This window comes from Cryobacterium algoricola (assembly GCF_004402485.1).
Taxonomy (GTDB): domain Bacteria; phylum Actinomycetota; class Actinomycetes; order Actinomycetales; family Microbacteriaceae; genus Cryobacterium; species Cryobacterium algoricola.
In genome coordinates this window covers 143,740-170,416 of record NZ_SOFG01000023.1, presented here as the reverse complement: position 1 = coordinate 170,416, position 26,677 = coordinate 143,740, and the positions used below count along the sequence as shown (strand labels likewise).

The 26,677-nt window shown below is 63.8% G+C and carries 28 protein-coding genes and 1 tRNA gene; 14 read left to right on the top strand and 15 right to left on the bottom strand.

Features of this window, described 5'->3' with window-relative positions; genetic code table 11:
• The first annotated feature begins 157 nt into the window (after window positions 1–157).
• Together E3O44_RS16790 and E3O44_RS16785 are read left to right on the top strand one after the other, a co-directional pair.
• Entirely contained in the window at window positions 158–2,752 is a 2,595-nt protein-coding gene (locus E3O44_RS16790) for a LuxR C-terminal-related transcriptional regulator (protein ID WP_134535937.1), read from the top strand.
• A 143-nt stretch (window positions 2,753–2,895) separates the two neighbouring features.
• Entirely contained in the window at window positions 2,896–3,912 is a 1,017-nt protein-coding gene (locus tag E3O44_RS16785) for a PD40 domain-containing protein (protein ID WP_166792698.1), read from the top strand.
• A 67-nt stretch (window positions 3,913–3,979) separates the two neighbouring features.
• Here the strand turns inward: E3O44_RS16785 and E3O44_RS16780 are convergent, their stop codons facing one another.
• On the bottom strand, window positions 3,980–4,900 hold the full coding sequence (locus E3O44_RS16780; RefSeq protein ID WP_134535933.1) for a DMT family transporter: 921 nt from the start codon (window positions 4,898–4,900) through the stop codon (window positions 3,980–3,982).
• A gap of 113 nt (window positions 4,901–5,013) precedes the next feature.
• Between E3O44_RS16780 and E3O44_RS16775 the strand changes: the two genes are divergently transcribed.
• Window positions 5,014–5,436 (top strand): MarR family winged helix-turn-helix transcriptional regulator, encoded by a 423-nt coding sequence (locus E3O44_RS16775; protein WP_241976395.1) that lies wholly within the window; start codon window positions 5,014–5,016, stop codon window positions 5,434–5,436.
• A 49-nt stretch (window positions 5,437–5,485) separates the two neighbouring features.
• Here the strand turns inward: E3O44_RS16775 and E3O44_RS16770 are convergent, their stop codons facing one another.
• From E3O44_RS16770 to E3O44_RS16755, 4 genes are all read right to left on the bottom strand, one after another.
• Window positions 5,486–6,361, bottom strand: a complete 876-nt coding sequence (locus E3O44_RS16770; protein WP_198415976.1) for an alpha/beta hydrolase — start codon at window positions 6,359–6,361, stop codon at window positions 5,486–5,488.
• Window positions 6,358–6,837 (bottom strand): hypothetical protein, encoded by a 480-nt coding sequence (locus E3O44_RS16765; RefSeq protein WP_134535929.1) that lies wholly within the window; start codon window positions 6,835–6,837, stop codon window positions 6,358–6,360. The genes E3O44_RS16770 and E3O44_RS16765 overlap by 4 nt, the downstream gene beginning before the upstream one ends.
• A 388-nt stretch (window positions 6,838–7,225) precedes the next feature.
• Window positions 7,226–7,915 carry a response regulator transcription factor gene (locus E3O44_RS16760; protein ID WP_134535927.1) on the bottom strand — a complete coding sequence of 230 codons (690 nt, stop codon included), beginning with the start codon at window positions 7,913–7,915 and terminating at the stop codon, window positions 7,226–7,228.
• On the bottom strand, window positions 7,912–8,826 hold the full coding sequence (locus E3O44_RS16755) for a sensor histidine kinase (protein WP_241976394.1): 915 nt from the start codon (window positions 8,824–8,826) through the stop codon (window positions 7,912–7,914). The genes E3O44_RS16760 and E3O44_RS16755 overlap by 4 nt, the downstream gene beginning before the upstream one ends.
• Before the next feature lie 135 nt (window positions 8,827–8,961).
• On the opposite strand from E3O44_RS16755, the gene E3O44_RS16750 reads away from it, so the two are divergent.
• The 7 genes from E3O44_RS16750 to E3O44_RS16720 all read left to right on the top strand — a co-directional run bounded on the left by E3O44_RS16750 (window position 8,962) and on the right by E3O44_RS16720 (window position 15,721).
• Window positions 8,962–9,669, top strand: coding sequence for an ABC transporter ATP-binding protein (locus E3O44_RS16750; RefSeq protein ID WP_134535925.1), 708 nt, complete (start codon window positions 8,962–8,964; stop codon window positions 9,667–9,669).
• Window positions 9,666–11,024, top strand: coding sequence for an FtsX-like permease family protein (locus tag E3O44_RS16745; RefSeq protein WP_134535924.1), 1,359 nt, complete (start codon window positions 9,666–9,668; stop codon window positions 11,022–11,024). The genes E3O44_RS16750 and E3O44_RS16745 overlap by 4 nt, the downstream gene beginning before the upstream one ends.
• Before the next feature lie 116 nt (window positions 11,025–11,140).
• Window positions 11,141–11,578 carry a hypothetical protein gene (locus E3O44_RS16740; protein WP_134535922.1) on the top strand — a complete coding sequence of 146 codons (438 nt, stop codon included), beginning with the start codon at window positions 11,141–11,143 and terminating at the stop codon, window positions 11,576–11,578.
• 31 nt (window positions 11,579–11,609) lie between these two features.
• The gene (locus E3O44_RS16735; protein ID WP_134535920.1) at window positions 11,610–12,815 is read left to right on the top strand and encodes a sensor histidine kinase; all 1,206 of its coding nucleotides are present in this window, start codon (window positions 11,610–11,612) and stop codon (window positions 12,813–12,815) included.
• Entirely contained in the window at window positions 12,812–13,480 is a 669-nt protein-coding gene (locus E3O44_RS16730) for a response regulator (protein WP_134535918.1), read from the top strand. Before E3O44_RS16735 ends, E3O44_RS16730 begins: the two co-directional genes overlap by 4 nt.
• An 82-nt stretch (window positions 13,481–13,562) precedes the next feature.
• Window positions 13,563–14,324: an ABC transporter ATP-binding protein gene (locus E3O44_RS16725; protein ID WP_134535916.1), complete on the top strand. Its 762-nt coding sequence runs from the start codon at window positions 13,563–13,565 to the stop codon at window positions 14,322–14,324.
• On the top strand, window positions 14,321–15,721 hold the full coding sequence (locus E3O44_RS16720) for an ABC transporter permease (RefSeq protein ID WP_241976393.1): 1,401 nt from the start codon (window positions 14,321–14,323) through the stop codon (window positions 15,719–15,721). Before E3O44_RS16725 ends, E3O44_RS16720 begins: the two co-directional genes overlap by 4 nt.
• 270 nt (window positions 15,722–15,991) lie before the next feature.
• Here the strand turns inward: E3O44_RS16720 and E3O44_RS16715 are convergent, their stop codons facing one another.
• Entirely contained in the window at window positions 15,992–16,252 is a 261-nt protein-coding gene (locus tag E3O44_RS16715) for a hypothetical protein (protein ID WP_134535914.1), read from the bottom strand.
• 208 nt (window positions 16,253–16,460) lie between these two features.
• Here E3O44_RS16715 and E3O44_RS19320 point away from each other — a divergent pair, with 208 nt between their 5' ends.
• Window positions 16,461–17,195 carry a hypothetical protein gene (locus E3O44_RS19320; protein ID WP_166792696.1) on the top strand — a complete coding sequence of 245 codons (735 nt, stop codon included), beginning with the start codon at window positions 16,461–16,463 and terminating at the stop codon, window positions 17,193–17,195.
• A gap of 38 nt (window positions 17,196–17,233) precedes the next feature.
• On the opposite strand, the gene E3O44_RS19820 is transcribed toward E3O44_RS19320, so the two are convergent.
• Window positions 17,234–17,365 (bottom strand): hypothetical protein, encoded by a 132-nt coding sequence (locus E3O44_RS19820; protein WP_255454414.1) that lies wholly within the window; start codon window positions 17,363–17,365, stop codon window positions 17,234–17,236.
• Here E3O44_RS19820 and E3O44_RS20015 point away from each other — a divergent pair.
• Window positions 17,321–17,719, top strand: coding sequence for an RNA polymerase sigma factor (locus E3O44_RS20015; protein ID WP_420897938.1), 399 nt, complete (start codon window positions 17,321–17,323; stop codon window positions 17,717–17,719). The genes E3O44_RS19820 and E3O44_RS20015 overlap by 45 nt on opposite strands.
• Window positions 17,720–17,782: 63 nt before the next feature.
• Here E3O44_RS20015 and E3O44_RS16705 read toward each other — a convergent pair whose 3' ends face one another.
• The 3 genes from E3O44_RS16705 to E3O44_RS16695 form a co-directional block, all read right to left on the bottom strand.
• Complete coding sequence (locus E3O44_RS16705) at window positions 17,783–18,760, bottom strand: NAD-dependent epimerase/dehydratase family protein (protein ID WP_134535910.1); 978 nt, start codon at window positions 18,758–18,760, stop codon at window positions 17,783–17,785.
• Between the two features lie 360 nt (window positions 18,761–19,120).
• Window positions 19,121–19,306 carry a hypothetical protein gene (locus E3O44_RS16700; protein ID WP_134535908.1) on the bottom strand — a complete coding sequence of 62 codons (186 nt, stop codon included), beginning with the start codon at window positions 19,304–19,306 and terminating at the stop codon, window positions 19,121–19,123.
• Window positions 19,307–19,439: 133 nt separating this feature from the next.
• The gene (locus tag E3O44_RS16695; protein WP_134535906.1) at window positions 19,440–19,619 is read right to left on the bottom strand and encodes a hypothetical protein; all 180 of its coding nucleotides are present in this window, start codon (window positions 19,617–19,619) and stop codon (window positions 19,440–19,442) included.
• A 185-nt stretch (window positions 19,620–19,804) separates the two neighbouring features.
• Here E3O44_RS16695 and E3O44_RS19315 point away from each other — a divergent pair, with 185 nt between their 5' ends.
• Window positions 19,805–19,981: a hypothetical protein gene (locus E3O44_RS19315; RefSeq protein WP_166792694.1), complete on the top strand. Its 177-nt coding sequence runs from the start codon at window positions 19,805–19,807 to the stop codon at window positions 19,979–19,981.
• A gap of 975 nt (window positions 19,982–20,956) precedes the next feature.
• Here E3O44_RS19315 and E3O44_RS16690 read toward each other — a convergent pair.
• Window positions 20,957–21,532 carry a helix-turn-helix domain-containing protein gene (locus tag E3O44_RS16690; RefSeq protein WP_134535904.1) on the bottom strand — a complete coding sequence of 192 codons (576 nt, stop codon included), beginning with the start codon at window positions 21,530–21,532 and terminating at the stop codon, window positions 20,957–20,959.
• 498 nt (window positions 21,533–22,030) lie between these two features.
• A complete protein-coding gene (locus tag E3O44_RS16685) occupies window positions 22,031–22,672 on the bottom strand; it encodes a hypothetical protein (RefSeq protein WP_134535903.1) in 642 nt (213 codons plus the stop codon).
• A gap of 358 nt (window positions 22,673–23,030) precedes the next feature.
• On the opposite strand from E3O44_RS16685, the gene E3O44_RS16680 reads away from it, so the two are divergent.
• Window positions 23,031–24,200 (top strand): tyrosine-type recombinase/integrase, encoded by a 1,170-nt coding sequence (locus E3O44_RS16680; protein ID WP_134535901.1) that lies wholly within the window; start codon window positions 23,031–23,033, stop codon window positions 24,198–24,200.
• A 93-nt stretch (window positions 24,201–24,293) separates the two neighbouring features.
• Here the strand turns inward: E3O44_RS16680 and E3O44_RS19450 are convergent, their stop codons facing one another.
• From E3O44_RS19450 to E3O44_RS16665, 3 genes are all read right to left on the bottom strand, one after another.
• Entirely contained in the window at window positions 24,294–25,673 is a 1,380-nt protein-coding gene (locus E3O44_RS19450) for an exonuclease domain-containing protein (protein ID WP_134535899.1), read from the bottom strand.
• 68 nt (window positions 25,674–25,741) lie between these two features.
• Window positions 25,742–26,191, bottom strand: coding sequence for a hypothetical protein (locus E3O44_RS16670; RefSeq protein WP_134535897.1), 450 nt, complete (start codon window positions 26,189–26,191; stop codon window positions 25,742–25,744).
• A 252-nt stretch (window positions 26,192–26,443) separates the two neighbouring features.
• Window positions 26,444–26,515, bottom strand: a tRNA-Arg gene (locus E3O44_RS16665).
• Between the last annotated feature and the right edge of the window lie 162 nt (window positions 26,516–26,677).

Genomic DNA, 26,677 nt, shown 5'->3' with positions numbered 1-26,677 from the left:
AGGAATGCGTCTTGCGGAGATGCCGGGGCCGGGCCTCCGCGCGGGCCCTGTGCGGGATTGCGAGTTTTCGGGGCCGTGCATTCTCGCTTGATTTACACTGTTTTCCATGAAATCCCGTCGGACCTTCGTGAACCCGCCCATTCAGCGATGAGCGGGCATGTCCGAGCAACTGCCTCCGGCCGGACGATTCGTGCCCGCCCCCATTCGATCTGCTGAGATCCAGCAGATCGCCGAGGCGATTCGAGCGGGTCGTAGCGTGCTCATCGCCGGCGTTGCCGGAATTGGCAAGACTGTCACTCTGGCCGCCGCACTGACCGAGGCCGCGGCGTCCGGGCGACGGACTGCCGCGTTGACGGCGACCTCGGCGATGGCGGTGATTCCGCTTGGCGCACTGATGTCGCTGATCGAGGATGATGCGGATGTTGCGACCCCCGTCGAACGTGCATTGGCGGTGCACCGCGGCGTGATCGACCGGCAACTCGACGTGCTCGCGATCGACGATGCCCACCTCTTGGACAGCGCCTCCGCGGGAGTGGTGCACCAATTGGCGGCCTCGGGGGTGACGATCGTTCTCGCTGTCCGGTCCGGGTCTCGGGTGCACGACGCCCTCATCCTTCTCGTGAAGGATGGTGGCGCGTTGCGCTGCGAACTCCAACCGCTGACCATCGATGAGGCCTCCCGATTTGCCCAGAGGCAACTCGACGGCGAAGTCGATGCGGGGCTTGTGCGTGCGGTGCACGGTCGCAGCAGAGGGAATCCTCTCGCGATAGGCGCCCTGATCCGCGAGAGCGTGGCTCGACATTCTGTCGTCTACTCCGAAGGAATCTGGCGTCTTCGCGGATTCCTGCCGATGGTCGACGAATTGGTCGAGTTGATGCGGATGCCCGTGGACAGGTTGTCGTCCCCGGCCCTCGACGCCGTTGAACTCGTGGCACTGGCCGACGGGCTACCGCTGCACGTTCTCCTCGACGTGGCTGAGGACCGTGCGATCGATGAGGCGGAACTGGCGGGTGTGCTCGACGTCAGCGGTCCCGGAGAGGTCCGGGTCGGGCATCCACTGATTGGCGACGCTGTGCTCGCTATGCTGCCGACGGTGCGGCGCCGAACCCAGCTTGTGCGACTGATCGCGGCTCTCGAACGATCCGGAGACCTGGTCCACGAGGTCGCCGTCGCGCGGTGGTCTATTGAGCTTGGCCGCGAGATTCCGCCAGCGAGGTTGCGTGAGCTGGCCGAGTTGGTGCTCGCCAGCGATCCCGGGACGAGTGAGTTCTTTCTGCGTGCGGCGATCGACCGAGGCGCTGGGCCCGACGGAGCGGTGCGTCTCGCGGAGGTCCTCGCTCATCAGTACCGCCCAGAGGATTGTCTCTCCGTGCTGGACTCGATCGATCTCGACGCTCTCAGCCCGAAGCAGGTACTGGCGGTGCAGATGACGCGCGCCTATCTCCTGATCATGCCCACCCAGCGATCCGATGACGGTCTGGCACTGCTCGACGACCTGCGCGAACAATTCGGTTCGTTCCCGATGCTGGAGGCACTCAGTTCGACGGGTCTCTGGAGGAGTGGCCGTCCCAAGGAGGCCGGAGACATCGCGAGTGAAGTGGTCGATCACTCGGCGTCGCCACCCGACGCAGTAGCGCACGCGCTCCTCACCTCGGCCACGCTGCGGATCTACGATGGCGACGAGGAAGGCTTCGCCGAGCATCTCCCTCGTCTCGAGCACTTCACCGCGCGCGAACGAGCATCCCTTCCCGAGGGAGAAGACGCGATGCTGCTCCTGGCCGCGATTGCCCCGCTGTACACAACTCTCGATCTGGCGCGGGTACGCCAGCTCTGTGCCGCGGGCTACGCTCACGAGCTCGCCGCGGGCGACGACGGAACGAGGGCGCAGTACGCCATGATTCTGGGGCGCGCGGCCCTGATCGCCGGCGACACGGATCACGGCGTGCGTTTCCTGTCCGAGGCGGTGGGCGCGCGCGGAGTCTGGTGCACCTCAAGCCTGCCCCTGACACGCTCGTACCTTGTCCAGGCGCTCGTGATCGCCGGGCGCCAGGAGGATGCAGAGACGTTGGGCGAGCTTCTCGCCGCCGAGCCACGTTCGCGCTACCTGTACCCAGAAGCCGAGGTGGCCCTTGCCTCTCTACTCGCCGGGCGAGGAGATCTGCGCGGCGCCGGAGAACGTGCCGTTGCCGCAGCCCGGTCCGTGCCGGACGGCCTACAGGGCATCGCCGCGGTCGCCTGGTACGAGGGCGTCCGATACAACCACCCTGACGCGCCGGCCGGTTTCCTCGGGGTCGTCGCTGACATGCCCGGGCCGGCACGCGACGCGCAGAGATCACACGCGCGGGCCGTGCTCGCCCGAGACCCACGCGTGCTCGAATCGGCAGCAGGTGAATTGCTCGCCGCCGGCCTCGGCGGGTACGCGCTTGACGCGATGGCCGGGGCGGTCCGTCTTCTGAAAGCGCGACACTCGACGGACGCGACCCGGGCGCTCGAGCGGCTGAGGTTCCTGCAGGCGCAATTTCCGAACTACAACAGTCCCCTCGTGCGCGAACTTGATCGCCCCGCCCTCACCGCTCGAGAGTCAGAGATCGCCCGCCTAGCCTCCTTCGGCAACTCAGACAGGGAGATCGCTGCCTTCCTGAGCATCACCGTCCGCACGGTGGAAACGCATCTCTTCCGCGTCTACGGCAAGCTCGGCGTGAGGGGCCGCGCGGAGCTCGCGTCGGTCCTGACCGGTTCCCGGCAGGCATGACTCCCTGTCGGGCGTAGTCGCGTCAGGGCGAAGAAATCCCGGCGGGCTCGTCCCTCGCGACGAATCTACGTACTCAGGTACGAATGCGGGTGGGGCCGATCCTTGTCTACTGTGCCTTTCGACGCATCCCGTCGAAAGGACTCATGATGAACAAACACGCAACGACGAAGTATCTGATGGCCGGAGTTCTGCTCGCCGTGTCAGTAAGCGGATGCGCAACAGCTCCGCCGGGCGCGCCATCTTCCGCGATGACAGCACAGGCCGCATCCGTCGTCGTCCGCGATGGCGACGAGTGGCTCGTCTTTCAGGGGGCGCAAGACTGCGGCCTCACGGGAATGGACCCCAGCAGCATCTGCCTCATGAGCCCCGATGGCTCTGGCCGTCACAAACTGGTTGACCAGGATGGCGAGCTGCTCCATCCGGACTGGTCGCCGGACGGGACCCGCATCGCGTTCAGCACTGGCCAGGAGATCTGGACCGCTGCAGTCGACGGCTCGGAGGTCACCAAGGTCGCGGAATGCTCGTCCTTCCCAGGTTGCAACGGCGTCGATTATCCTGCCTGGTCACCTGACGGCACGACGATGGCGCTCACGATCTACAACGGACGGAACCTCCCGATGGGGCCGCCCTCAACCTCGGCGATCGCGCTCGTCGACCTTGAATCCGGCGAGGCGAAAACCATCGCCCAGACCGAACCACTCGAGCTCGTAGACCAGGCGAGGTGGTCGCACGATGGCACACGGCTCGCCGTGCAGGTCGAGCATTTCGACGCGACGGGAAAGGAGATTGGCGGAGCGATCGGAATCGTTCCGGCGGTCGGCGGCGTGCCCAAGGCCATCACCGATTTCTCGCTCTTTGCGACCTACCCGGACTGGGATCCCGAGTGCGACAGGATCGTATTCACGACCAACGAATTCAACCCGGCCGGTGGCCCCGTCGACCTTTATCTGGTGGGTGCGGACGGGACCGATCTCGCGCCGCTGATTTACGACGGTTCGGATGCTCAACAATCGAAGCAACCGTCCTGGACGCCGGACGGCAAGGGAGTTCTCTTCGTGCAGTGGCAGGCTCGTTCGGTCACCTACGTCAACGCCGACGGATCGGGTGTGAGGAAGTTCGGCGGCCTGGGCACACATCCTCGCCTCCGGCCGGTCGGGTGAGCCCTGTCACCATCGTCGATATAACGCTTACCCGGGAGACGGTGCGGACGCTTCTCCCGGGTAGGACTCACTCTGAGCGAGCCATCCTGCGTCCTCGCAGCGAACCACCGCTCGCGGGGAGCTCGGGACGCTGTGCGGCCTTGGGGACGATGCCAGCAGTGATCGAGCCCAGGACGATAACGACTCCGGCAATCTGCAGCGGGAGGAGGGCCTCCCCGGCGATCACCCAACCGAGGAGGATTGCCATGACGGGGCTGAGCAGGCCGAGGAAAGCCGTGGTGCTCGTGGGAAGCCGTGCGATGCCGCGAAACCACAGGACATAGGCGAGCGCGGTGCCGACCCCGGCCAGATAGCCATATCCCAGGATGTTCTGTGCTGTCAGCGGGGCAGTAGGCAGGCCCTCGAACGTGAGCAGGATGACCAGCAGGGTGAGCCCACCCGTGATGAGCTGCCAGGCGGTTGTGGTCAGCGGGGATGCCGGCTGCCCCCACTTCTTGGACAGCACGATGCCGGATGCCATAGACAGCGTGCCCGCGACGGCCGCCAGGATGCCGATCGCGTCGAGGCGCGCCTGGGCCTGAAGCACGATGAGGCACACGCCGAACACCCCAGTCGAGCCGGCCGCGACAACGCGTCCGGTCAGCCTTTCGTGGAGAACCCGTGTCGCGAGGAGGGCGACGATAAGAGGCTGAAGCCCGCCAATGACGGCCGCCACACCGCCGGGGAGCCGATAGGCGGCAATGAAGAGCAACGCAAAGAACGCGCCGATGTTGAGAATGCCGAGCACCCACGACTTCCACCACCAGTGGCCGCGCGGCAGCCGGCGGCACAGCAGCAGGAGCAGAACTCCGGCAGGAAGTGCGCGTGCGGTTGCCGCGAGCAATGGCCGGTCGACCGGCAGATACAGGGTGGTCGTCAGGTATGTGGTGCCCCACAAGGCTGGAGCGACGGCCGTGGTCGCCAGCAGGAGGATTCGATTGCTAAGCACTTAGTCATAATACCTAAGTGCTTAGCAATTGCTAGTGTGGACGCATGGCAGACCATGTGGATCGAATCCTCACGCAGTGGCACTCCGAGAAGCCCGATCTCGATGTCTCACCGATGGCGGTCATCGGCCGATTGAATCGCGCTGCAATCGCCGTCGAATCGCGTCTCGCCGACACCTTCGCTCGGCACGCCCTGGACTCTGCGTCATTCGATGTGCTCGCCACGTTGCTGCGAAGCGGAGCCCCCTATCGAATCACCCCGGTGGAACTCGCGCGTGACGCCATGATTTCGACGAGCGCGGTGGCCCAGCGGCTGAACAAGCTCGAAACGCGCGGCTTGGTCAGGCGGGCGGCCAATCCGAACGACGGCCGCGGCACACTCGTCACGCTCACCGATTCCGGTCGAGAGCTCATCGAGGCGGCATTGCCCGACCACCTTGAAACCGAGCACGCGATCATCGCGGCGCTCAGTGTCGAGGAGCAGTCGAACCTCGCTGCGCTCCTTCAGCGGATTCACGACGCAGCCAGTTCGAGCTAGGCGCCCCCACACTCTCACGGTCGCACCAGTTCGCCGTCTTCGCCGCGGGTCAGGGGTGCCTCACCGATAGTTGCAGCGCCCAATCGATGATGAGACGGATGCCGTCAGCAAAGCTCGGGTCGTGTGGACTGTTGAGGAAAGCATGGAAAGCCCCGGGAAGCACGTGGTAGTCCAGGGCGATCCCGGCGGCGACAAGTTCACGGGCGAACTGACCGCCGGACGCCCGCATTGAATCGCGATCTGCGTCGACCATGAGCGTCGGCGGAAAGAGGTGCAGGGGATGGCCACCGGGAAATGCGTCGGCTTCAGCGAGCGCGGTTCGATTGCCCGCGTAGTGGAGGTTGGTCAGGTTGAGAAGTGTCGGCGTATGGGCGAATCGGCGTTTGCCCTGAAGGCGGCTGCGTAATTGGGCCGATCGTTTCGGTAGCGCGGCGTGGAACAGTCCGTACGCGAAGAAGACCCCCGCGAGAGCGTCTGCTCCGTCGTCCGCCAGTCGAAGTACTGCGCCGGCGGATAGGCACGCGCCAGCGCTTGCGCCACCCAGAATCACCCCGGTGGGCGCGCTGCGCTGCACTTCCCGCACCACGGCAACGACGTCGTCAACCGGTACCGGATAGTGGACGGCCGGGCTCCGCCGAAACCCACTCGATGACAGACGAAGCCTCGAGACAGTCGCGAGACGATAGGCAACGGTGACGACCTGGAATCCCGCCGCGGCCAAAATTAGGGCGACGTCATGCGACTCCGGCAGGTCGAGGCCACCTCTGAAGAATCCGCCCCCGTGAACCCATACGATCGGTGTGGATCGGACGGGAGCAGCGCCGACGGGCGGTGAATACCAGCGCACGGGAATGGGACCGTGAGGACCCTGGATCGTGGTTTCGATCGAATTGACCGCCGTCGAGATCCGGTCGGCGCGCTTCACGACCGCATCGATCGCCGATTCGCCACCATTCGAATGCTGACGGCGACAAGTGCCAGCAACGCGACCCCGCTGGTGGCGTAGAGGAGACCACTCAACGGTGTGTGGCTACCACCGCTGACACCGAAGGTGTCGGCAACGTCCATGCCGAGCGAGAACGAACCCCAGAAGTAGGCAGGTGCGCCGGCGGCGATCAACGCGAGCTGCCCCAGGATAACCGCACCCAGTCCGGCGTGCCCGGTGAATCCAAGGATGCTCAGCACCAGCGCCAGCCCGACGCCAAGATAGGCCCACACGATCAACCCGATCACTTCTGCAGCCACGATTATGCCGGCCTCGTTGAGTCCCGCAATGATTTCCTGGTATGTCAGCCACGGGACGGCGGCTGCCGGGTCCCATATCGTGATCGTCAGCACCATCACCGTCGCGTACAGCAGCACGATAACCGGTCCCACCAGCAACGAAAGTCGATTCCCCATTCGTGCACGATAGCGCGTGGCGGGACCTATCCACCGAAAGAGTCGGGCCGGATTGTTTCGCTAGCGCTCTTTCAGCTCGTACATCACGGTGGCTCAGGCTCGAGGTGACCGGATCGCACCCGAGTCTGGCCGCTTCATTGCTCGAAAGGTGACCCGGTCCGTCGACAGAAGCCACGTTGCGATGGCAAACACGGCCACCAGCAGGGCGACACCGACAACAATCGCAATCGTCGTGAACGCGACGTCAAGGCCAGTCGGGACAAGTGGGTTCATGCCTACGAAACTAGCAACGACAAGGAACCGTTGTCAGGGTCCCAGTACGGGACCGTCCAAATCGCCGGATTGCCGCCGCATGGCTTCGGCACACGTCAGCGAGCTGCGTCAAGAGCTAATCGTGGGCGGTCAGATAGGCCAGCACCGCGCGTACCCGGCGGTTGTCCTCACCGGCTGGCAGCCCCAGTTTCATGAACACATTGGTGACGTGCTTGGACACGGCGCTGGCGGAGAGGTAGAGCCGCTCGGCGATCTGCTGGTTCGATGATCCCTCGCTCATCAACTCCAGCACTTCGAGCTCGCGGACACTCAGCAGGTCCAGGGCTGTACGGCGGCCATGGATCAGACGAGCGGCGACTTCAGGATCAACAACAACGCCGCCTGCCGCGATGATCGACAGCGACCTCATGAAGTCCGCGACACGTGAAATACGGTCCTTCAGAAGGTAGCCGAGGCCTCCGGCATCGTGTGGTGACACCGTGGATAGTCCATCACCCCACCCGCTGAAGAGGTCCGTCGCGTGGGCGGTGGCCACGTATTGGGACAGCACCAGGATTCCCATGCCGGGATGGTCCCGGCGGATCGCGATCGCTGCGGCCAGGCCGTCATCACCCATACCGGGCGGCATTCTGACGTCAGTGATGACAACATCTGGGCACCTGCCTTCGCGCACGGCCGTTGCGATTGCGCTCATCAGCTCAGGCGCGCTGGCGGCCTGCAAAATGACCTCGTGGCCCTGGCGCTCGAGCAAGGAGACCAATCCTTCACGCAAGAGTGCGGAGTCATCGGCAACGATCAGTTTCATGGGTTCGTTTCGTTGGTTGGAGTGAGAAGTAGCGGAATTCGGGCCGACACGGCCGTTGGTCCACCGTCGGGCGAGACGAGTTCCAGGGAACCGCCAAAGGCCGCCAGTCGTTCTCGCATGCCGACGAGTCCGCCTTCGTTGCGCAACCGGACGGCACCTGGCCCGTTGTCTACGACGGAAATGTGCAGGTCTGCATCGGCGGCCAGCAAGAGTGTTGCTGTCGCTCCCGGTGCGTGCTTGGCGACGTTCGTGAGCGCCTCGGAGCAGAAGAACCAGGCGGTCGCTGCCACCTCCTCGGGCATGTTCGGTAGCGGGTGCGGGCAGTGCACCGCCACGTCGACACTGCTTCGTTCGACCATGTCGGAGATCGCGGCCAGCAACCCGAGATCAGCGAGCACCTGCGGGTGGATACCCGAGACGGTAGAGCGCAGGGCGCGCATGGCCTCTTCCGCGTCGCGGTGCGCCCCCTCCAGTAGTGACGTCACTAGCGCTGTGTCGCTTCCGGGAGTACTGGTGCCGTCAATCATCAGGGATGAGGCCTCGCCGAGTTTCATGCTGGCCGAAACCAAATACTGTTGGGCGCCGTCGTGCAGGTCGCGCTCGATGCGGCGCCGTTCGATCTCGAATGCCCCAACGATGACCCGACGGGAATCACGTACTTCCCGAAGCTCCCGTGCCCAATCAACAGGCTGCGCTGTGACGGCTACGAATTTCTTCCGCTCGAATGTCAGCAACGCCCACCACGTGATGGCCACCACCGCCGTTATTGCGAAGGCGGCAAACATGGTGAGCCCGGCTACGTGCGCCGTCACCGCGATGACCAACATGGATCCGATGATCAGAGCACCCGCTGCGCCCACTGCTGTTTGGCCAACGAACAGAAGATGACGGCGTCGCGTGAGGTCTTGCATAGGGACAACACTAGAAGGGGTGCACGCGATCGGCCCCGCCAGAGGGCCTCCCGCGCCAAAGGGTGGAGCTAGCTCCACCTTGTCCGGGAGGCTGGCGTCATGGCATCCGCCTTCCAACAATGGTCGACTAGGGACATGATCATCCCCGAGCCACCTCGCAACACGCTCTCCGCCCACAACATTTCGAAGTCCTATGGCGCCGTACGCGCATTGGCCGATGTGACCCTCGAAATTCCGCCGGGGCAGGCCGTTGCCATCATGGGGCCATCCGGTTCGGGTAAATCGACACTGTTGCATTGCTTGTCCGGGATACTCGTTCCCGACGCCGGCGAGGTGTCGCTGGGTGGTGATTCGGTGTCGGCCTTGCGCGACAAGCAACGTTCGCTGTTGAGGCGGCGGCGGTTTGGCTTTGTCTTCCAGGACGGCCAGCTGTTACCGGAACTTCCCGCCCGTGAGAACGTCGCTCTTCCTCTCCTGCTCACGGGTATTCCCCGGACCCAGGCCTTGCAGGCAGCGGATGTTTGGCTGGGCAAACTCGGACTAGCCGGCATGGAGAATCGTCGGCCGGGCGAGCTCTCCGGGGGTCAGGCCCAGCGGGTCGCGATCGCTCGGGCACTCATCCACAAACCCGAGGTGGTCTTTGCCGACGAACCGACCGGCGCACTGGACCAGGCCACCGGGCATGAAGTGATGCAACTTCTCACCGCGACCACTGCCCGTTCTGGCGCATCCCTGGTGGTCGTCACCCACGATGACGAGGTCGCCAGGTGGTGCGAGCGTCTCATCGAGATCCGCGACGCCATGGTTCACGACGACCAGCAGATCAGCAGGACCATCCGATGAGCGTTGCTGTGTCCCTCGCACCCCGTCTAGCCATCGAACGTATCCGCGCGACCAAGGGCGCTGGTGTTTTGGATGCGATGGCAGTCCTTGCCTTCACGGTTTCCTCGTGGCTGGCGCTGACCGTCGCCGGAGGCACCTGGATGTTCTTTCAACGCTGGCAGGCCGAGGGTGCGCTCCCCGACTCTCAGCAGACCGGGCTCGCGATTACGTACGTCGCCCTCGCTTGCTTCGCCTGCGCCCTGCTCGTCATCCCGATTCTCGGGCTGGGTGGCGGTGCCGCCCGTCTCGGGGCCCGAGGGCGTGTCCGCCGCCTCGCCTCGCTGCGCCTCATCGGGATGACGAGCGGTGAAGTGGTCCGCATGTCGGTCATTGAGACGCTCGTACAAGCGGTCGCCGGCGCGGTGCTGGGTTCAGCCGTATTCGTTGTTTCGTTGCCCCTCTGGCAGCTGCTGAGTTTTCAGATGCTGCCCATCGGTTTCGGAGAGCTGCTGCTGCCGTGGTGGCTCTGGCTTGCGGTCATCGGGGCGTTGCTCCTCCTGGCCGTGGCTTCAACAGTGCTGGGCCTGCGACGCGTGACCATCTCCCCCCTCGGTATCGCACGCGACCACACACCTCGCCGCCTCAAAACGTGGCGACTCGTCGTGGTCGTGGCGCTGGTCGTCGCATTCCTTGTGTACGCACAGTTCACGAACATCGCCAGCTTCATCGGGCTGGTCACGACAGTAGTGTTCCTGGCCCTGGTCATCGGCTCGATCAACCTCGTCGGACCGTGGCTTATGCAACTGGTCGCCCGACCGGGCGCGCGAACCAGCAACGTCGCGCGGCTCCTGGCCGCCCGACGCATCCTCGACGATCCCCGTGGTGCCTGGCGTAACGTGGCATCGCTGGCGTTTCTCGGATTCATTGCCGGTTTCGTCGTCACCATGCCGGCCACAGGTGAAGGCGGCACCGACACTTTCTTCGTCCACGACATCCAGACAGGAGTCGCAATCACGCTGGCCGTCGGGCTGATCTTGGCGGCAACCGCCACCCTAATGACCCAGGCGTCCCAGGTATTCGACCGCGCCGCGGAATCCATCGCCCTCGACCGGATGGGTGTGCCCGCGACCGTTCATCTCTCAGTGCGTCGCCGTCTGGTTGTGGTCCCGCTCGCGGTGGCACTGGGTACATCGGTGCCCCTGGGGTTACTTCTCTCAACGGTCGCGGCCGTACAGCTCGACAGTTTCCCCGTTGTCGGCGTTTCCCTACTCGCCGGAACCGTAATCCTCGGTTTCCTCCTCTCCCTGGGAGCCGCCGAAGCATGCCGCCCGCTACAAGCCGGAATACTCACGGAGCAACGCCGGCGAAACGATTGACGGCCGCCACGCCGAGGGCAAGAGCGTTAGCCGAGATATCAGAGTCATCCTTGCGAGGTAGGAGATGACGACTTCGGAGGGACGATCCCGCTGAGCCGGTACTTCAGGCTGAAAACATGAACACACGAAAGTTCCTCCCTCTCTTCGCCACCGTTGCTCTTGCCGGCCTCACCCTAACCGGGTGCTCGAGCATCGTTGACAAGATTCAGCCTGAGAAAACACACGAATTCGCTTCAACCCAGGACCTCGTGCGGGACTGGGACCAGACCGTGCAGTGGCTGCCCGCCGACTCGAGCCGGATCAAGATCCGCGAGGCGTCGGCTGGTGGCCCCGCCATTCTGGCGGCGACCACGGATACCGACCTTGACCCTGCGCGGTGTGCCGAGACTGAGCGGCAGTCCGCGCCCGCGTACTCGGACGTGTGGTCGCCCACAGACGTGTACGTGGATCGTATCTTCGCGTGTGGGGACTGGGCCGTCATCAAGACCGACGGCGGATGGTACGGATGGACGCCCAATGATCCCGACGAGAAGGCCGTGTCACCGGCAAAATGACTGTGAGTCGTTCAGCGCCTACGGTTGAGTCATGATCCGCCACCTCTCCCGCCAGCAGCTCACGGTGGATGCAGCGATCGCGGTCGTCTTGTTCCTCGCACGCAGCGTGCTGGGGTTCGATACGGTCGTGGTGTTCTGGGTGGCCGTCGGCATGGCCGTCGCCCTCTTCATGCGCCGGCTCAGCCCTGCTCTCGCACTGGGGATTGCCTGGTGCACGGTGGCGGTTCAACTCGCCTCGATGTCGCTTCCGGATATCGCGAACGCGGCCATCCTCCCAGTTCTCTACGCCACAGGGGCGTACGGGCCCCGCATCATCTGCTGGCTCGGCCTGGCATCAGTTCCGGTGGGGGCGGCGGTCGCGACCGTCTACGTGCTCGTTATGGCGTCGGGGGGATTGGATAACCTCGCTGGTCTGGTGTTGCAGGTGCGCACCGGTGAGGCCTTCCAGGCCGGCGCTCCCGGTGTGGTCGGTTTCACGAGCGCCCTCGCGCTCTTCGGGTTGAGCTGGGCGTTGGGCCTGCTCGCCTCGACCTGGGGAAACGCGCGGGCGAGCAGGGCGGCACTGCTGGCAGCGGAGGCCGAGCAGGCTGCGGCTCTTCGGGAGGTTGCGGTGGAGCAGGAACGCACCCGCATCGCCCGTGACATGCACGATGTCGTTGCGCACTCGCTCGCCGTCGTGATCGCCCAGGCCGACGGTGGTCGGTATGCCCGTGCGACCAATCCCGAGGCGGCGGACGAGGCCTTCCGTACGATCGCGACGACGGCCCGAGAGGCCCTCGGCGACGTGCGTGTGCTGCTGCGTCAGTTGCGTTCGCATGAAACTGCCGGACCGCAACCGACGCTGGACGACCTGGATCGCCTCGTCGACCAGCTCCGCACCTCCGGTCTCACGATTGAACGCGCGGAAACGGGCCCGCCTGTCCGACTCGGCTCCGGGCAACAACTGGCGATCTACCGCGTCGTCCAGGAATCGCTGACCAACGTCCTGCGTCACGGCGACCGTAGCGAGTTGGTCACCATCCGCTTTGCCTGGGCGGAAACGGCGCTGGAGCTCACCGTCGCGAGCGGGCTCAGAAGCCCTCGCACGTCTGTAAGTGGACCGCCCGGTCACGGCATCGACGGGATGCGCGAACGCGCGATGCTCGCCGGAGGAACCTTCGACGCCGGAGTGCAGGGCAATCGGTTCGTCGTGCGCGTGTCGCTGCCGGTTCTCGCGGGGGGAGTAACCCTCGCATGACCAGCCCGATCCGCGTCGCCCTCGTGGACGACCAGGCCCTCTTTCGGGCCGGCCTCCGCCTGTTGATCTCGTCCCAGCCAGACCTCGAGTGCGTGGGCGAGGCCGGGAACGGGGCCGACGGCATCCGCATGGTCGAATCGGCGCGGCCCGACGTCGTGCTGATGGACATTCGCATGCCCGTCATGGACGGGATCGAGGCCACCATCCGCATCGTCGACGCGTCGATCGCCGCAGGCGGGGGCGGGCCGCGCATCATCGTGCTGACGACCTTCGACCTCGACGAGGCCGCCGCGCGTGCGATTCGCGGGGGAGCGAGCGGCTTTGTGCTCAAAGACGCCGACCCGGAGTTTTTGCTCGCCGCCATCCGCACGGTGCACGCCGGGGCGTCCGTCATCGCCGCGGCCCAGATCATCGAGCTGTTCGAGAATTTCGATGCCAAGCGGATGCCCGCGGACCCGCCTGCCTCCTTCAGTCGGCTCACGCCGCGGGAGCGGGAGGTCTTCGCCCTGGCCGCCCGGGGACTCAGCAATGCCGAGATCGCGGCGGCGGAGTTTCTCAGCGAGGCGACCGTGAAGACCCACATCAGTCGCATCCTGACCAAGCTCGAACTGCGCGACCGTGTGCAACTGGTTGTCTACGCCTACGAGAATTCCCTCATCGCGTGATCCAGCGGTCATCCTTGCGGTGTAGTTGAAACCATCCCTGAGTCCGATTCGGCGGGGGACGGCGCTGAGCAGACTGATAGGTATGAAACCAACATCGACCGACCTCGGCCTCGTCGCCCGGGTGGCCCACCTGCACAAGTCCTACGGAACCACGAACACCCGGGTGAACGCGCTCACCGACGTGAGTGTCGGCATCCGCCGCGGTGAATTCACGGCGATCATGGGCCCGAGCGGATCGGGAAAGTCGACCCTGATGCACATCATGGCCGGCCTCGACACGGCGAGCAGCGGATCGGTGTGGCTCGGCGATACCGACATTTCCGGGCTCGATGACTCGAATCTGACGGTGCTGCGCCGGCGGCGGGTCGGTTTCATCTTCCAGTCGTTCAACCTCGTGCCGACGCTGGACATCAGCGGCAACATCCTGCTGCCGTTCGAGCTCGACGGCCGGGCTCCGACCGCCGAGGAACAGGCCTGGATCGACCGCCTGATCGCGGTCCTCGGCCTCACCGATCGGCTGCGTCACCGCCCCCACGAGCTCTCCGGCGGGCAGCAGCAGCGGGTAGCGATCGCCCGTGCCCTTGCGACCCGGCCCGACCTCGTTTTCGCCGACGAGCCCACCGGCAACCTGGACTCCCGCACCTCGCGGGAGGTCCTCACCCTGCTGCAGACCGCGAGCCGCGAGTACGGCCAGAGCATCGCGATGGTCACCCACGACCCGGTCGCCGCCAGCTACGCCGACCGCATCGTGCTGCTGAACGACGGCCGGGTAGTCGACGACCGAAGCCGCAGCACTCCCGAAGAGATCAGCAGCATCATGCTCGGCATGGAGGCACTGTCATGACCCTCATGTTGCGCGCGCTGCGGGAGCACGCGCCGAGCATCCTCGTCGCGGCGCTGTCGAGCGCCTTCGGCGTCAGCCTGATCTCGATCACCGGAGTGCTGACCGAGGTCATCGCCGACGCGGACCTGAACAGCGAGACCCTCACGTTCATCCTGTCGTTCATTGCGGTCGTGTTCATCGTGATCGCTCTCTACGTGGGCGCGCTGGTCACGGCGAATACATTCGCCACGATCATCGCCGGCCGGGTGCGCACGATCGCGCTGCTGCGGCTGATCGGCTCAAGCGCTGCGATGCAGCGGCGTGCCGTGGCCAGGGAAGGGCTGACCGTCGGAGTCATCGGCGCGCTGCTGGGCGGGATTGTCGGCGTGCTCTTTCCCGTTGTCGTCGTGGGGGTCGGGGTGGCCGTCGGCATGATTCCGGACGGCTCATATACCTACGCCACGGCGACGATGCTGCTGCCCGTGGCGGCAGTAGCCCTCACCACGACTGCGGCCTCCTGGGTGGGATCGCGCCGCGTGCTCTCGGTGTCGCCGATGGATGCACTCGGTGCGGCCGGCGAGCAATCAATCGGTGAGCAGACCGCTCGACGAACCCGCAACCGCGTGGCGTTGCTGCTCTTTCTCGGGGGCAACGTGATTCTCGGGGTGGCCGTGGCTATCGGCCAGACGAGCCCGCTCGCTGTTCTGATCGGGCTCGCCGGGGGAATCCTGTCGTTCTCGGGGGTCGTGATGGCGGCATCCGTCGTGATGCCGCGCGCCCTGCGGGGGATCGGCCGGGTGTTCGGATCGAGCCCTACGGCCCGGCTCGCCCGCGAAAACGCGGTGCGCTATCCGGAACGCAGCGCGCGCACCACGATCGGCCTGGTCATCGGCGTCACCCTGATCACGACCTTTGCGGTCACCGCCGCGAGCTACCAGAGCATCATCGAGACGGCCCAGAAGGAGATGCCGGGGGTTTACGAGGGTGTTGGCCCGGTATTGACAGTGACGGTGGCGGTATTCTCGGTGCTGATGGGATTCAGCGCCCTGATCGCGGCCGTGGGGATGGTCAACAACCTCTCGCTCAACGTGCTGCAGCGCACCAGGGAACTCGGACTGCTCCGCGCACTCGGCTTCACCGCCCGCCAGATTCGACGCATGATCCTGATCGAAAGCGCCCAGCTCAGCGGCGCCGCGGTCGCCGTGGGGCTCGTGCTCGGAACGTTCTACGGATGGGTAGGTGCGCAGTCCCTGATCGGCGGTATCCCCGGGTCCCCGGGCATCGTGCTGCCGACCATGCCGCTCGCCCTCATCGGCGTGATCGTCGTCGCGGCAGCGACCCTCACGGTCGTGGCCTCGATAGCTCCCTCACGCCGGGCCACGCGCATCACCCCGGTCGCGGCGCTCGCCAGAGCCTGATCGGTGCTGCACCGACCGCGAGAACTGGTTCCCTGAGCAAGCCGGCCGACTTGCCTCAGAGAACGAGGCTCCGTAGCTCACCGTAAATTCTTTGGAGCCTCGGGATAGATTGGCGCCCTGACTCGCGGACGATTCGTTTCGTGGATACGGAAACACTGGGTCGGATTCAACTTCGCGACTGCCGGTGTCTGACTCGTGTTCTCCGGAATTCTCTCGCGCTCGCTTCACGACCTCACGAAGACAGGTCATGGAGATCGAGTGGGCCGGCCATCAGACGCTGGCCAGCGTCTCTCGTTCAAGGAGCACGTTACGACGCAGGAACGCCAGCGGCACATTGGTCGGGTCGGGTTCGAGGTCGCACTCGACGAGCTGCGGTGACTGCGGGCTCGGAAGAAACCGACTCGGGTCGTTGATCCAGCGCGCCTTGGGCAGCTTGCCCTTGCTGAGCCAGTGCCCGGCGACGGCGGCCAGGGCGGCATCCCACGCGGCGGACCCAGACGGGGCTGGCTCGACGAAAGTCAGGATGACCATGAGGAGAAAGGCGGGAGACGAGGAGCTTGCAGCGGGAAAGCGAGCGTGGCGAACTGGAGGACGGTGCAGCAGCTGGATGCCAAGATGAGATGAGCGTGCGTTGAAATGTTCTTCGCTGTGCCCGACGAAACCCCGCGAGTTTCCGAAGACTAAAGAAAGAAGCGGCTCGCGGCATCGCTTTGGCCTGGTGCGGACATGAACTGGATGAATGCAGTTTTACGCAACGGAGGCGCACATGACTCAGGACAACGACAATGCGGTCGAGACAGACGACGAACTGGTCGCACTGCTATCTCGTGCCGCCCGTCCGACGACTGAGACGACGACAGAGATCCGACATCAGCTTGCGGCGATGGCCCAAACGATCGTTGACTCCCGTGGGGCGCGCCCTCGCCGAAAGCTCGGCCTAGTTGCGATGATCGTTGCCCCCTTCTTGTTGCTCGGCGCGGCGGGTGCGGCGTACGCCGCGACAAACATCGATTGGTCGCAGATGTGGCACAACGCGCCTCAGTGGGCCGAGTGGGCACAGGCCCCAGACGCGACAGTGACCTACAGTCTGCCCGGCGGGGGCACGTGCGAGATGCGCTTTGGCGTCGTTCCTGACAGCGCGTACCCGGGCGGGCCGGCGGGGGTTGCCGCTGATCCGAGGGCTGAGCAGACGGCTCGAGAGTTCCTGCAAACACCGAATTTGCTGACGCTCGTGGACGTCGCAGGCACTATCACCTCCATGCGGGTCAAGGACAAGAATTGGGCTCAAGCGGGCGACGGAACAGAGGTGCCATTCGGATACGGCACAGACAACTACAGCGCCGACGTCGAGTACAACATGGCCGTCAAGCAGGCCATTCAGGTCGGCATGGAGGAGCACTTCGAGTCTTTGGGCATCCCAGAGTCTGGGTTCGGCTATCAAAGTCAAGAGCAGTGCACCGGGGCCACTCAGTGAGACGTCGGGGGCAGGACGACTATGAACAACAATTCCTCTCAGTCGCCGGCGAAATCGGGCCTGAGCTGTTGCGATACTTTCAACGGCGAGTCGGCGCCGATGCAGCTGATCTGGTCGCCGAGGTCATGGTGACCGTCTGGCGCAAACAGGCGCAACTCCCAGCCGATCACGAACAAGCGAGAATGTGGTGCTTCGGGATAGCCCGCAATCTCCTTCGAAATTACGCCAGAGGCGAGCGACGACGCGGAGAGCTCGGAAGTGCGCTCCGAGCCACACTCGTCGGGACGGAAGTTGAGCTCGATGCCGAGGAAGTCGTGGCGATTCGGGAACTCATCGATCAGCTCGAGCCTTATCTCGCGGAAGTTGTGACTCTCCTACATTGGGAAGGCTTCAACCTGGCCGAAATCGGACGGTTGCAGGGCGTTCCGGCCGCAACAGTGCGGGCAAGATACCGTCGGGCGCGACTCGCCCTGCTCGCTGCCTTGACGACTGATGCTGCGCCGAGTCTTGATCTTCGAACCTAGACGAGGCGCTCTCAGACTGATGCTTGAGCCGAAAGGGTCGACAGGTGCCCTTGGACGGTTGCGCTAGCTGTTGCGGAGTTCGTCGAGGAGGCGGAGTTCGTCTTGTCGGGTGAGACCTGCGCGTCGTTCTCGGTTGAGGCCGCGAATCCGTTCGTCCGCAAGTACATCGCTCAAGGTCTCGTGGAGGCTTCGTTCCGTACCCCCGGATTCGATGAATCGTTCGCGACCGCGTTGGAAGAACGCATCCGCGCTGCGCGGGAGCCAGAGCGGCAACGAATGAGGCCCAGCCCAATAATTGACGTCGTGTGCGATCAGCCAGTCGTCGTCCGCCGAGATCAGTGCGCCGTCGTGGCCTGCGACCTGTTGTGCAGCAGCGAGAACGACTGCGAGCTCTCGTTTCGTGCCGACAGCGTTGTAAGTGCCCGTGAGACCGCGGTGACCGGCAGCGATAATCCAGGCAGCAAGATCCCTGACGTCGATGAACTGCGCGGCCCGGCCCTGAGTGTCGGGTCCGAGGACAGGCTCGTGCCAGGCCAGGGCCAGGCGAGCCACCCAGTAGCTGAACCTGTCACTGGTGTCGCCCGGCCCCGCAATGAGACCGGGTCTGGCGATGAGTAGACGGTCGCCGACGGCCCGGGCCGTGGCCCGTTCGGCGGCGACCTTGGCGTGGGCGTACTCGGCCATGTCGGTTGGCTCGACGAGAGCGGCGTCTTCATCGGCATCCGCTTCGCTATTGCTTGCGTACACGGAGACGGAAGACACCAACGTCCAATGCGGGGTGGTATCGGCTAGAGCCGCCAGAGCCCCGCCGACGAGGTATGCTTCACAACTGAGCTCGATGATGTCGTCCCAGTTGCGATTCGTGACTGCCGCGTAAGCGTTTGACGCTCGCCGGTCAGAGCGAACAAGCGTTGCGCCCGCGGCCACCGACCCCGACTCGCCGCGCGCCAGACAGGTCACGTCGTCGCCCGCCTCAATCAACTGCCGGGCGATCTCGCGGCCGAGCCAGGCCGTCCCACCGAGAATGAGTGTCTGCGTCACGCTCAACAGCTAAGTGCATCAGAGCGGCGAGGAACGGTCGGTTCGCCCTCAGCGCACGGCGTGCTGAAACCGAAGGTGGCCGCAGATCAGCCTTTCGATGGCAAACGGAGCTCGGTTGAGCTTCCTTCGGGGAACTCCGAACTTCATTCAGGCAGAAGAGGATGCGTCGACCCAGAATTCGGCACTCGCCCGAAGTCCGAATGTTCAGCCCCAGGAAAGCACCGCAGGTTTGTGGCCTTTGTTGCCGCCATTGCGACCGAGAAGACCGACGGCACGCCCGCGTTCGATCGAGAAGGCGGCATCGCGCGCTGCGGCGTGTTCCCCGTAGCGCGCGGTCAAATCGTGGATTGAGATGACGGCTCATCCCTCACGATTCGCTCTCATTCCGAGGGCAATGAGCCCGCCCGCTGCAGCGATCGCCACGACGCCGAGGATCGCGAGCACGATCTGCAGGCTGTCTCGAGCGAGGAGTCCGGCGTAGAGGCTGGCGAATGAGATCAGTGCGGTGAAGATTGCTAAGACGAAGTAGATCACTTTCTTGGACATGTCCCCACCTGCGAACTTGAGAGTGCTGGGCTGAGGGCGGGAAATCTGCCCTCAGCCAGGATATTAGGTCGTGCGTTCCGACGTCTATCGGACTGTTTCGCTAGCGCTCTATCACCTCGTGCATTACGGCGGCTCAGGCCCGAGGTGACCGGATCGCGCCCGCGTGTGGCCGCTTCGAGGCTCGAAAGGTGACCCGGTCCGTCGACAGGAGCCACGTTGCGATGGCAAACACGGCCACCAGTAGGGCGACACCGACAATGATCGCAATCGTGGTGAACGCGACGTCAAGGTCAGTCGGGACGAGTGGGTTCATGCCTACGAAACTAGCAACGCCAAGGACCAGTTGTCACAGGCGCTTTCGCATCTGCTGCGTAGAGACGACGTAATCAGCGGAAGAGTAGAGATTGACCGCGGCACGATTGCCTCCAAAGACGTTCGCCGGATGGCGCAGAATGTGCGCTGGAGAGAGCGGACAACCGCCTGAATGCCATTGCGACTGTGCTCGATCAGCTCGTGGCTCAGAAAAGTGTTGCCACTGGCGGTTTCGGGCTGAAGTTTCCTGAAAAAGAACTGACTTCTGATCAGGAATTTATTGGTGTGCCCCCAGGCAGATTCGAACTGCCGCCCCTGCCTCCGGAGAGCGAACTGGGCCCATTCGCCGCTTCGCCGATTTAGGGAAAGTCCTGATTGAGAGGACATTATGATCACGCCGTATCGGTCTGAATCAGGCCGGTTTTCGCTCAAGTGTTGCCATTTCGTTGCCACAGAATGAGGTCGTGAGTCGGAGACGCCCGCTCCCGTCTGACAGCGAGGCTTGTTACCGCCTGCGTCGACCACGTTGTCGGGTCAAGAGCTTCAAACCAGGTAGGCGCACCGGTTCTGGTGAATATTCAACATGATGCGACGGCCCCAATTCGTCTTGGAGTCTTGCAGCGAGCTGAAGGCCATCGGCTACAAATCTTCTTGCTTCCAGCTCAGAGCGGAAGCCACCCATGTCCGGCCAACCCTCGAGCACGGCACGATAAACGGAATTCCACGCTTCGAGGTCAGCCACAAGTTGGGAGCAAATTGGCTCATCCGTCAACATCACATCGGTGTGGCCAGTGTGGCCAGTGTGGCCAGAGCGGGCAACGGGCGAACCCGTAAGGGATGCGCGGACATTGATCCAACGCCGCGGCGTTGGCCGCAGGAGTAGCTCCTCGGCAGCGGCTACGATCAGGCGTTCTAGTGAGGCGCTCCCTTCGGGATGGTCCTGCAACTCGGATGCCAGCCCAATGAAGATGCGTAAATCGCCACCTTCGTTCACGTCATATGAAGTCGTTCGCCAAATGTATTCGGCACCAGACGCCGGGCTCTGGGTCCCTGCAACGATCGCCCGTGCCGTTGATCGGGTCAGCTCCCAGAGAGCGTCATCGGTATCAGGAAGGGAGATATTCAGTTCCGTGAGCGTCCTGATGAAGAGATCGCGTGATTCTCGCACATCGCCTCTCTCCTGACCCGCGAGAACTCGAAGGGATGGACTGTCCACACCCCTCACCAGAGCGTCTGAGGCCAGGTCTGGCAAGTCCTCCGACCTAAGGTCTCCCGCGACTAAGTGGCACGCGGCGATCTCGAGAGGATCGACCTCGTTTCTTTCAACTGGTCCGACCATCAGATGCTCGCCAGGGTCGCTTGTTCGAGGAGGACGTTGCGACGTAGGAATGCAAGCGGCACATTGGTCGGGTCGGGCTCGAGGTCGTACTCGCCGAGCTGCGGTGACTGCGGGCTGGGAAGAAACCGACTCGGGTCGTTGATCCAGCGCGCCTTGGGTAGTTTGCCCTTACTGAGCCAGTGCTCAGCGACGGCGGCCAGGGCGGCATCCCACGCGGCGGACCCGGTTGGGGCTGGCTCGACGAAAGTCAGGATGACACGGTCGGCACCGGTCACGCGTGCGAGCTGGTCGGAGTAGTCGAGGAAGGCACGCAAAGCGGCATCTCGTCCTGGCCCGCGGAGAGCGCTCGCGATCCGATCGGCGGTGTCGACAGCATCCGGCCCGATGCCTGGGACAGCGACGAGACGGTGGCCCGTCTGCTGCAGCAGACGTTCCAGAGTGTCGACGGTGGGGACTCTGCGACCGCTCTCGATTGAAGAGACGTCGGGCTGGCTCGTGAGGGCGCGGGCAGCGAGATCGGCCTGGCTGATACCGCGACTCTGTCGCGAGGCGCGGAGCAGAACTGATGCGCTCATTCAATCACCGACCTCTCCCCGACATATCTAAGTAGATATACCAGCGTAACTGGTCGGGCGTGCTACCCACCCTAGACCTGTTCGTTTGGGTATTCGTTTGGCTATTCGTTGAGAGCGAATAGGCAAACGAATGGTTTGAGAGGTTATTTCCCTGATCAGCCGCCACACCCTCGCTGCGCTCGCTTCCCAACCCCCCCCCACACCCAACGGCATTGTGTGGGGGGGGGTTGGGAAGTAAAGGTGTGGTGACTGATCAGGGAAATAGAAATGGAAAGTTTGGAGGAAAGGTAAGTAGAAATGAAGAAAGAACAATGAAAGGAGGACTGGGGACGGGGAGAGTGGGAATGGGGGCTTACGACGATTGGGGGTGTGAGACGCGGAGGCTAGCAAGCGACCGACGGAAGTTCGTCGAAATTGCAAACAAGACGGATGTACTGGGCATGTGCTTCAGTGAAATCAACAGCCTGTTCTGAAGAATCGGGTTCTACAGGTTCGTCGTCAAGGCTCAGAGGGCGTTTCGCCCCACCACGGCTCGGTGGTCAGGATGACCGCCACCCCGACTAGTTCTTTTCTGGCTAGAGCAAGCAGCGTAATTCCCTCGGAAAGCCAGGCTGGTTTGCCGGGACCGTCGATAGGAAGCGCTTCTTCTTCGTATCCGTCGTTCCAGTCCCTCAGCCTGTTCTTGAGCCCATCGGAGAGGGCGAGTGATTCAAGTTCGGCAGGCGCTCCACCTCGCCCCGAGCTTCGCCACAACGGCCCGGCCCCATAGTCTGGCCACCATTCGAGTGTGATCTCGGTTCGGCGTTTATACACACCGCGAGGGTCTATCCAGACACCAACCTCGGTTGGAACGTGCGGGTCTCGGCTGAAAAGCGTGACCTGGACGACTCCCTCGTCCTCATCCCAGGTCCTACTCACATAACGCTGCGATAAAAGGAGAAAAGAGCCCGTGCGTCCGGTTAGCTCGTCAGTCCCGACGAGCGGGCCCCTTGCGGACATGGGGGCGTCAAGTACGATTACTGCGCTCGGCTGTTGATGACCGGTGTCGACCCAGCCTGTTACCGTGCCGAAAACTTCAGCGCCTCCCATCCCCGCGTCGTCCATGCCCAGCCAGATCCTGTCCGGAATTTGAATCCCCATACCTCATTGTCCCAAAAGCGCGGTTTACGTACGGGCTGAAGTCCAGTGCTTCACCATCCGCTAGCTCTTGCGCGGCCATGGTTCGGTAGCTGCCGCTTGCCCGAGGAGCAGATGGAACTGTTGCCCAGAGCTGCGGGAAATTTCGGCGCTCCTAGGCCGGCCCGGACAGCTGGTGTCCGCGCGTGGCAGTGTGGCTGATTGGTGCCGTGTTCACCGTCGTGGTAGTTGTGCTCACGATCATTGCGACGACTCAAGCAGGTTGATGATTCGACCTCATTCCGGCGATTGATCGAACCAGTCGGGTGTCGGTCGTTCGGGGGAAGATGACCTCGACATCGACTCGGACAGGAGCTGGATCGTGGGAAGCATCACCGCCTATCAAGTGGCCTCGGGCAAACGGTATCGGGTGCTCTATCGCCGGCCGGACCATATCCAGACGCAGAAGCGCGGATTCCGAACCAAGCGTGATGCGGAACTCTTCCTCGCGAACATCGAGGTCAACAAGAGCCGCGGAGCCTACGTCGATCCCTCGAAAGCACGGGTGCTCGTGGGGGAGTGGCTCGACCTCTGGATGGATAGCCGCTCGGACTGGCGGGCCACGTCCCGAGAGCGGGCGCGCGGCATCGTCATTCGGCACATCCGGCCGCAGCTGGGCAACTACCCGCTCGGCGCCCTCAACCATCAGGCCGTCCAGGCTTGGGCGAGTGGACTGTCCAGAACGCAGGGACCGGCGAGCGTGCGCAAGATCGTCAACGTGCTGTCCGGGAGCCTGCAGATGGCCGTCAAAGACGGCAGGCTCGCAAGCAATCCGGCGCACGGCCTCAACCTGCCGAAGATGCACAAGGCATCCAAGCGCTACTTGACGCATGAGCAAGTGCGGGACCTGACCGCGGCGGTCGACGCGATCGGGCGAGGCATGTACCTTGGGCACTCCAACGGCTACGGGCTGCTCGTGAAGGTCCTCGCCTACTGCGGGCTGCGCTGGGGCGAGGCCTCCGGGCTGCGGGTGCAGGACATCGACTTCGTGCGTGGCCGGCTCGAGGTGCAGCACACCGTGGTCGAGATCGACGGGTTACAGATCGAAGGCCAGCCCAAGGACTACGAGGCTCGCTCGATCCCTGTGCCGGCGTCGATCCTCGCGGACCTGCGCTTACTCGTCGACGGTCGGCAGGGAGGGGAGCCGGTGTTCGCGGCGGCCCGCGGTGGTTGGCTGCGTGGGAGGGTGTTCCGCCGAGGATGGCTCGACGCCGCAGCGGAACAGGTCGGCATCGCCGGATTGACCCCGCACGAACTGCGGCACACGGCAGCGAGCCTGGCCATTAGCGCGGGGGCGAACGTCAAGGCGGTGCAGAGGATGCTCGGACACGCCTCCGCGGCGGTGACCCTCGACGTGTACTCAGATCTCTTCGACAGCGACCTGGATGCCGTTTCGTCGGCGCTCGATCAACTCATCATCCAGAAGAGCATCGCGTCGTTGAATACCGAGGCGATCGGGGATCCACGGCAGCCAGCCGGAACAGAATTCTGATCATGTCCTTGAACTCGGGCATGAAGCTCGGACTCTCGATCGCTTACTGAGGTGACAGAAACCGTCGAGCTCACGTTCACTGCAACGATCGGGTCAGCCCAGTAGGCGAGCGAGCCCCTCTTCGCTGACGATGGTGATGCCGTAGTCGCGAGCCTTCCGTGCTTTGCCGGACAGGGAGTCGGGATCGGCGGCGGCGACGAGCTTCACCTTCTTGGAGATGCATCCTCCGGCAATGTACCCGCGTGCTTGAAGGTCGATGGTCCAGGCCTCTCGGGATCGGCGCATATCGCCGGTGAGGACGATCACATCGCCTGCGAGCAAATGGAATCCTTCTGCGTTGATCGTTCCGGTGGCAGCCGGACCCGGTGCAGTCGCTATCTGTGGTGCGCAGAGAGCGTCATCGAGGACCGAGTCGGGAAGGTGAAGCAGGTGGGCGACAGCCTGCAAGTCGGCGGACTCCTCAGCGGTAATGACGCTGTCGGCCCAAGCCACCTGGGCGAGGCTGCTGAAGTAATGCAGGTTCAGGCGCTCACAGTCGTCGCGACCGAGACCAAGTTGCACAGCGGCACGAACTAGATCCTCAGATTCATGTTCTGAGATGAGACGGTCGAGAAGACACCGATCGAGAAGAGCGAGGTAGGTGGTCTCGTCAACAGGTCCGTCATGCGCTGGCAGACGGTTGGAGATGCGTTCCAAGAAATGGATGCTGGGCGCATCCGCTTCCGGTCGAGGTTTCCACGGGACACCGGATGGGGCCATGGGCTGCCAGGGTGCGGTGGCCGCCTTGCCGACAGCGTCCGCCCACAAGGCCCAGTCCGGAGTCGCCTGCATGTACGCGGACAGCAACGAAGCGGTAGCGAGGGCGTCGACCGAAGCGCGGTGGGCGCCGGTCAGGTCGATGTCGAAGTGGTCGCAGCAATCCGCGAGTGACCGCCCGGCGCCGGGGATTATATCGGTGGCAAGCACCATGGTGCAGATTGCAGAGATCGTCACGCCTGGGTCATACTCCAGCCGGGTCAGTTCTGCGTCCAGGAATCGGGTGTCGAAGTTCGCGTTGTGCGCGACGAGGACACGACCGGACAGCAGTGCAATGAGCTCAGGCGCGGCGTCCCGAAAGGTGGGCGCCGACAGCACGTCTCGGGCTTGGATTTCATGGATGTGTTGCGGGCCGAGGTCGCGCTCGGGGTTGATCAGGGTGTCCCAGCGGCCCTCAATCGTGCCGTCTGGAGCGACGTGGACGACGGCTACTTCCGCGACGCGGTCGTGGCCGCCGGGGAAGAGGCCGGTGGTTTCGAAGTCGATGACGGCAAAACCGAAACCGTGCGGTGTGGATGGTCGCGGTGTCGGCGCGTCGGGAGCGGGCTGGACGTTGTTCGTCCATGCTGAGCCATCCCACCATCGGATCGTGCCGGTACCAGTGCCGTCGTTGTACCAACCGGCAGGAACCGTAGAAGTTGAGCGCTCGTCGACCATACGTTGATCGTATGACTTCCAAAGCCGCTCGATTCGGAAACCGGCATCGAGGTATCGGCTCAATAGAGCTAGCTCTTGAGGGGCTTCCAGCGCGGCACTTCTTGCACAGTGCGCGGTGGCGCTTTTCGGAGCCGGGTAGAGGACCTGAAGTAAAGGAACGCCAGTGATGCATCGACCGCTACGCTGATCGCGACGTTGAGTATCAATTCCGGTGGCCCAGTCATCGCAACGAGCACGCCATTGGCGGAGCTCAGTACGAGGAGCGATCCAATGATGTATCCGGCTCGGGGCCGGGAAGTCATCCTCCACCAGGCGCGGGGTGGTTCTATCGGTTCGCCCACTCCGCGGAAGGATCGCACCCCTCCGAAATAGAGCAGGACAGTCAGCGAGTTTGCGACCACGGCCGACATCGGATTCAAGATCATCAACGGCTGGATCGCAATTTCGATTGCGGCCAGCGCGATCACCCCGACAAGGATGTAGGCGACCTTCCAACGCGTCTTACGCAGGCGAATCATGGCTTGAGCCTACTGTCGAGGGCGATCGACCCAGCCCGCGCTTGACGTGAACGCACATCGGGATCAGGACGACTGCCTTAGTGCGACCGTTGCCGATATGAGTGCGTGCAGATTCTGGGACGCATTTCGGGCCGTTTTGACGGCGCTCGATCAGGTCGGCAGTCAGAAAAGTGTTGCCAAAATGTTGCCACGAGCAGTTCTGGGCTGAAATCTCCTGAAACGAACTAGCTTCCGATCAGGAATTCATTGATGTGCCCCCAGGCAGATTCGAACTGCCGCCCCTGCCTCCGGAGGGCAGTGCTCTATCCCCTGAGCTATGGGGGCCAGGGAAAACACTAGGTTACCAGCATCGGGGAGTCGTTGTTCGCACCGGCATCCTCCCGAGCGCGCGTCCGACATCCAGCGCGGGTGTTTCGCCGGTGCGCGGGTGGTGGACCAGGCGCGCAGCGGCGGAACACCCGCGCTCGGCGCGGCTCCAACCGGTGG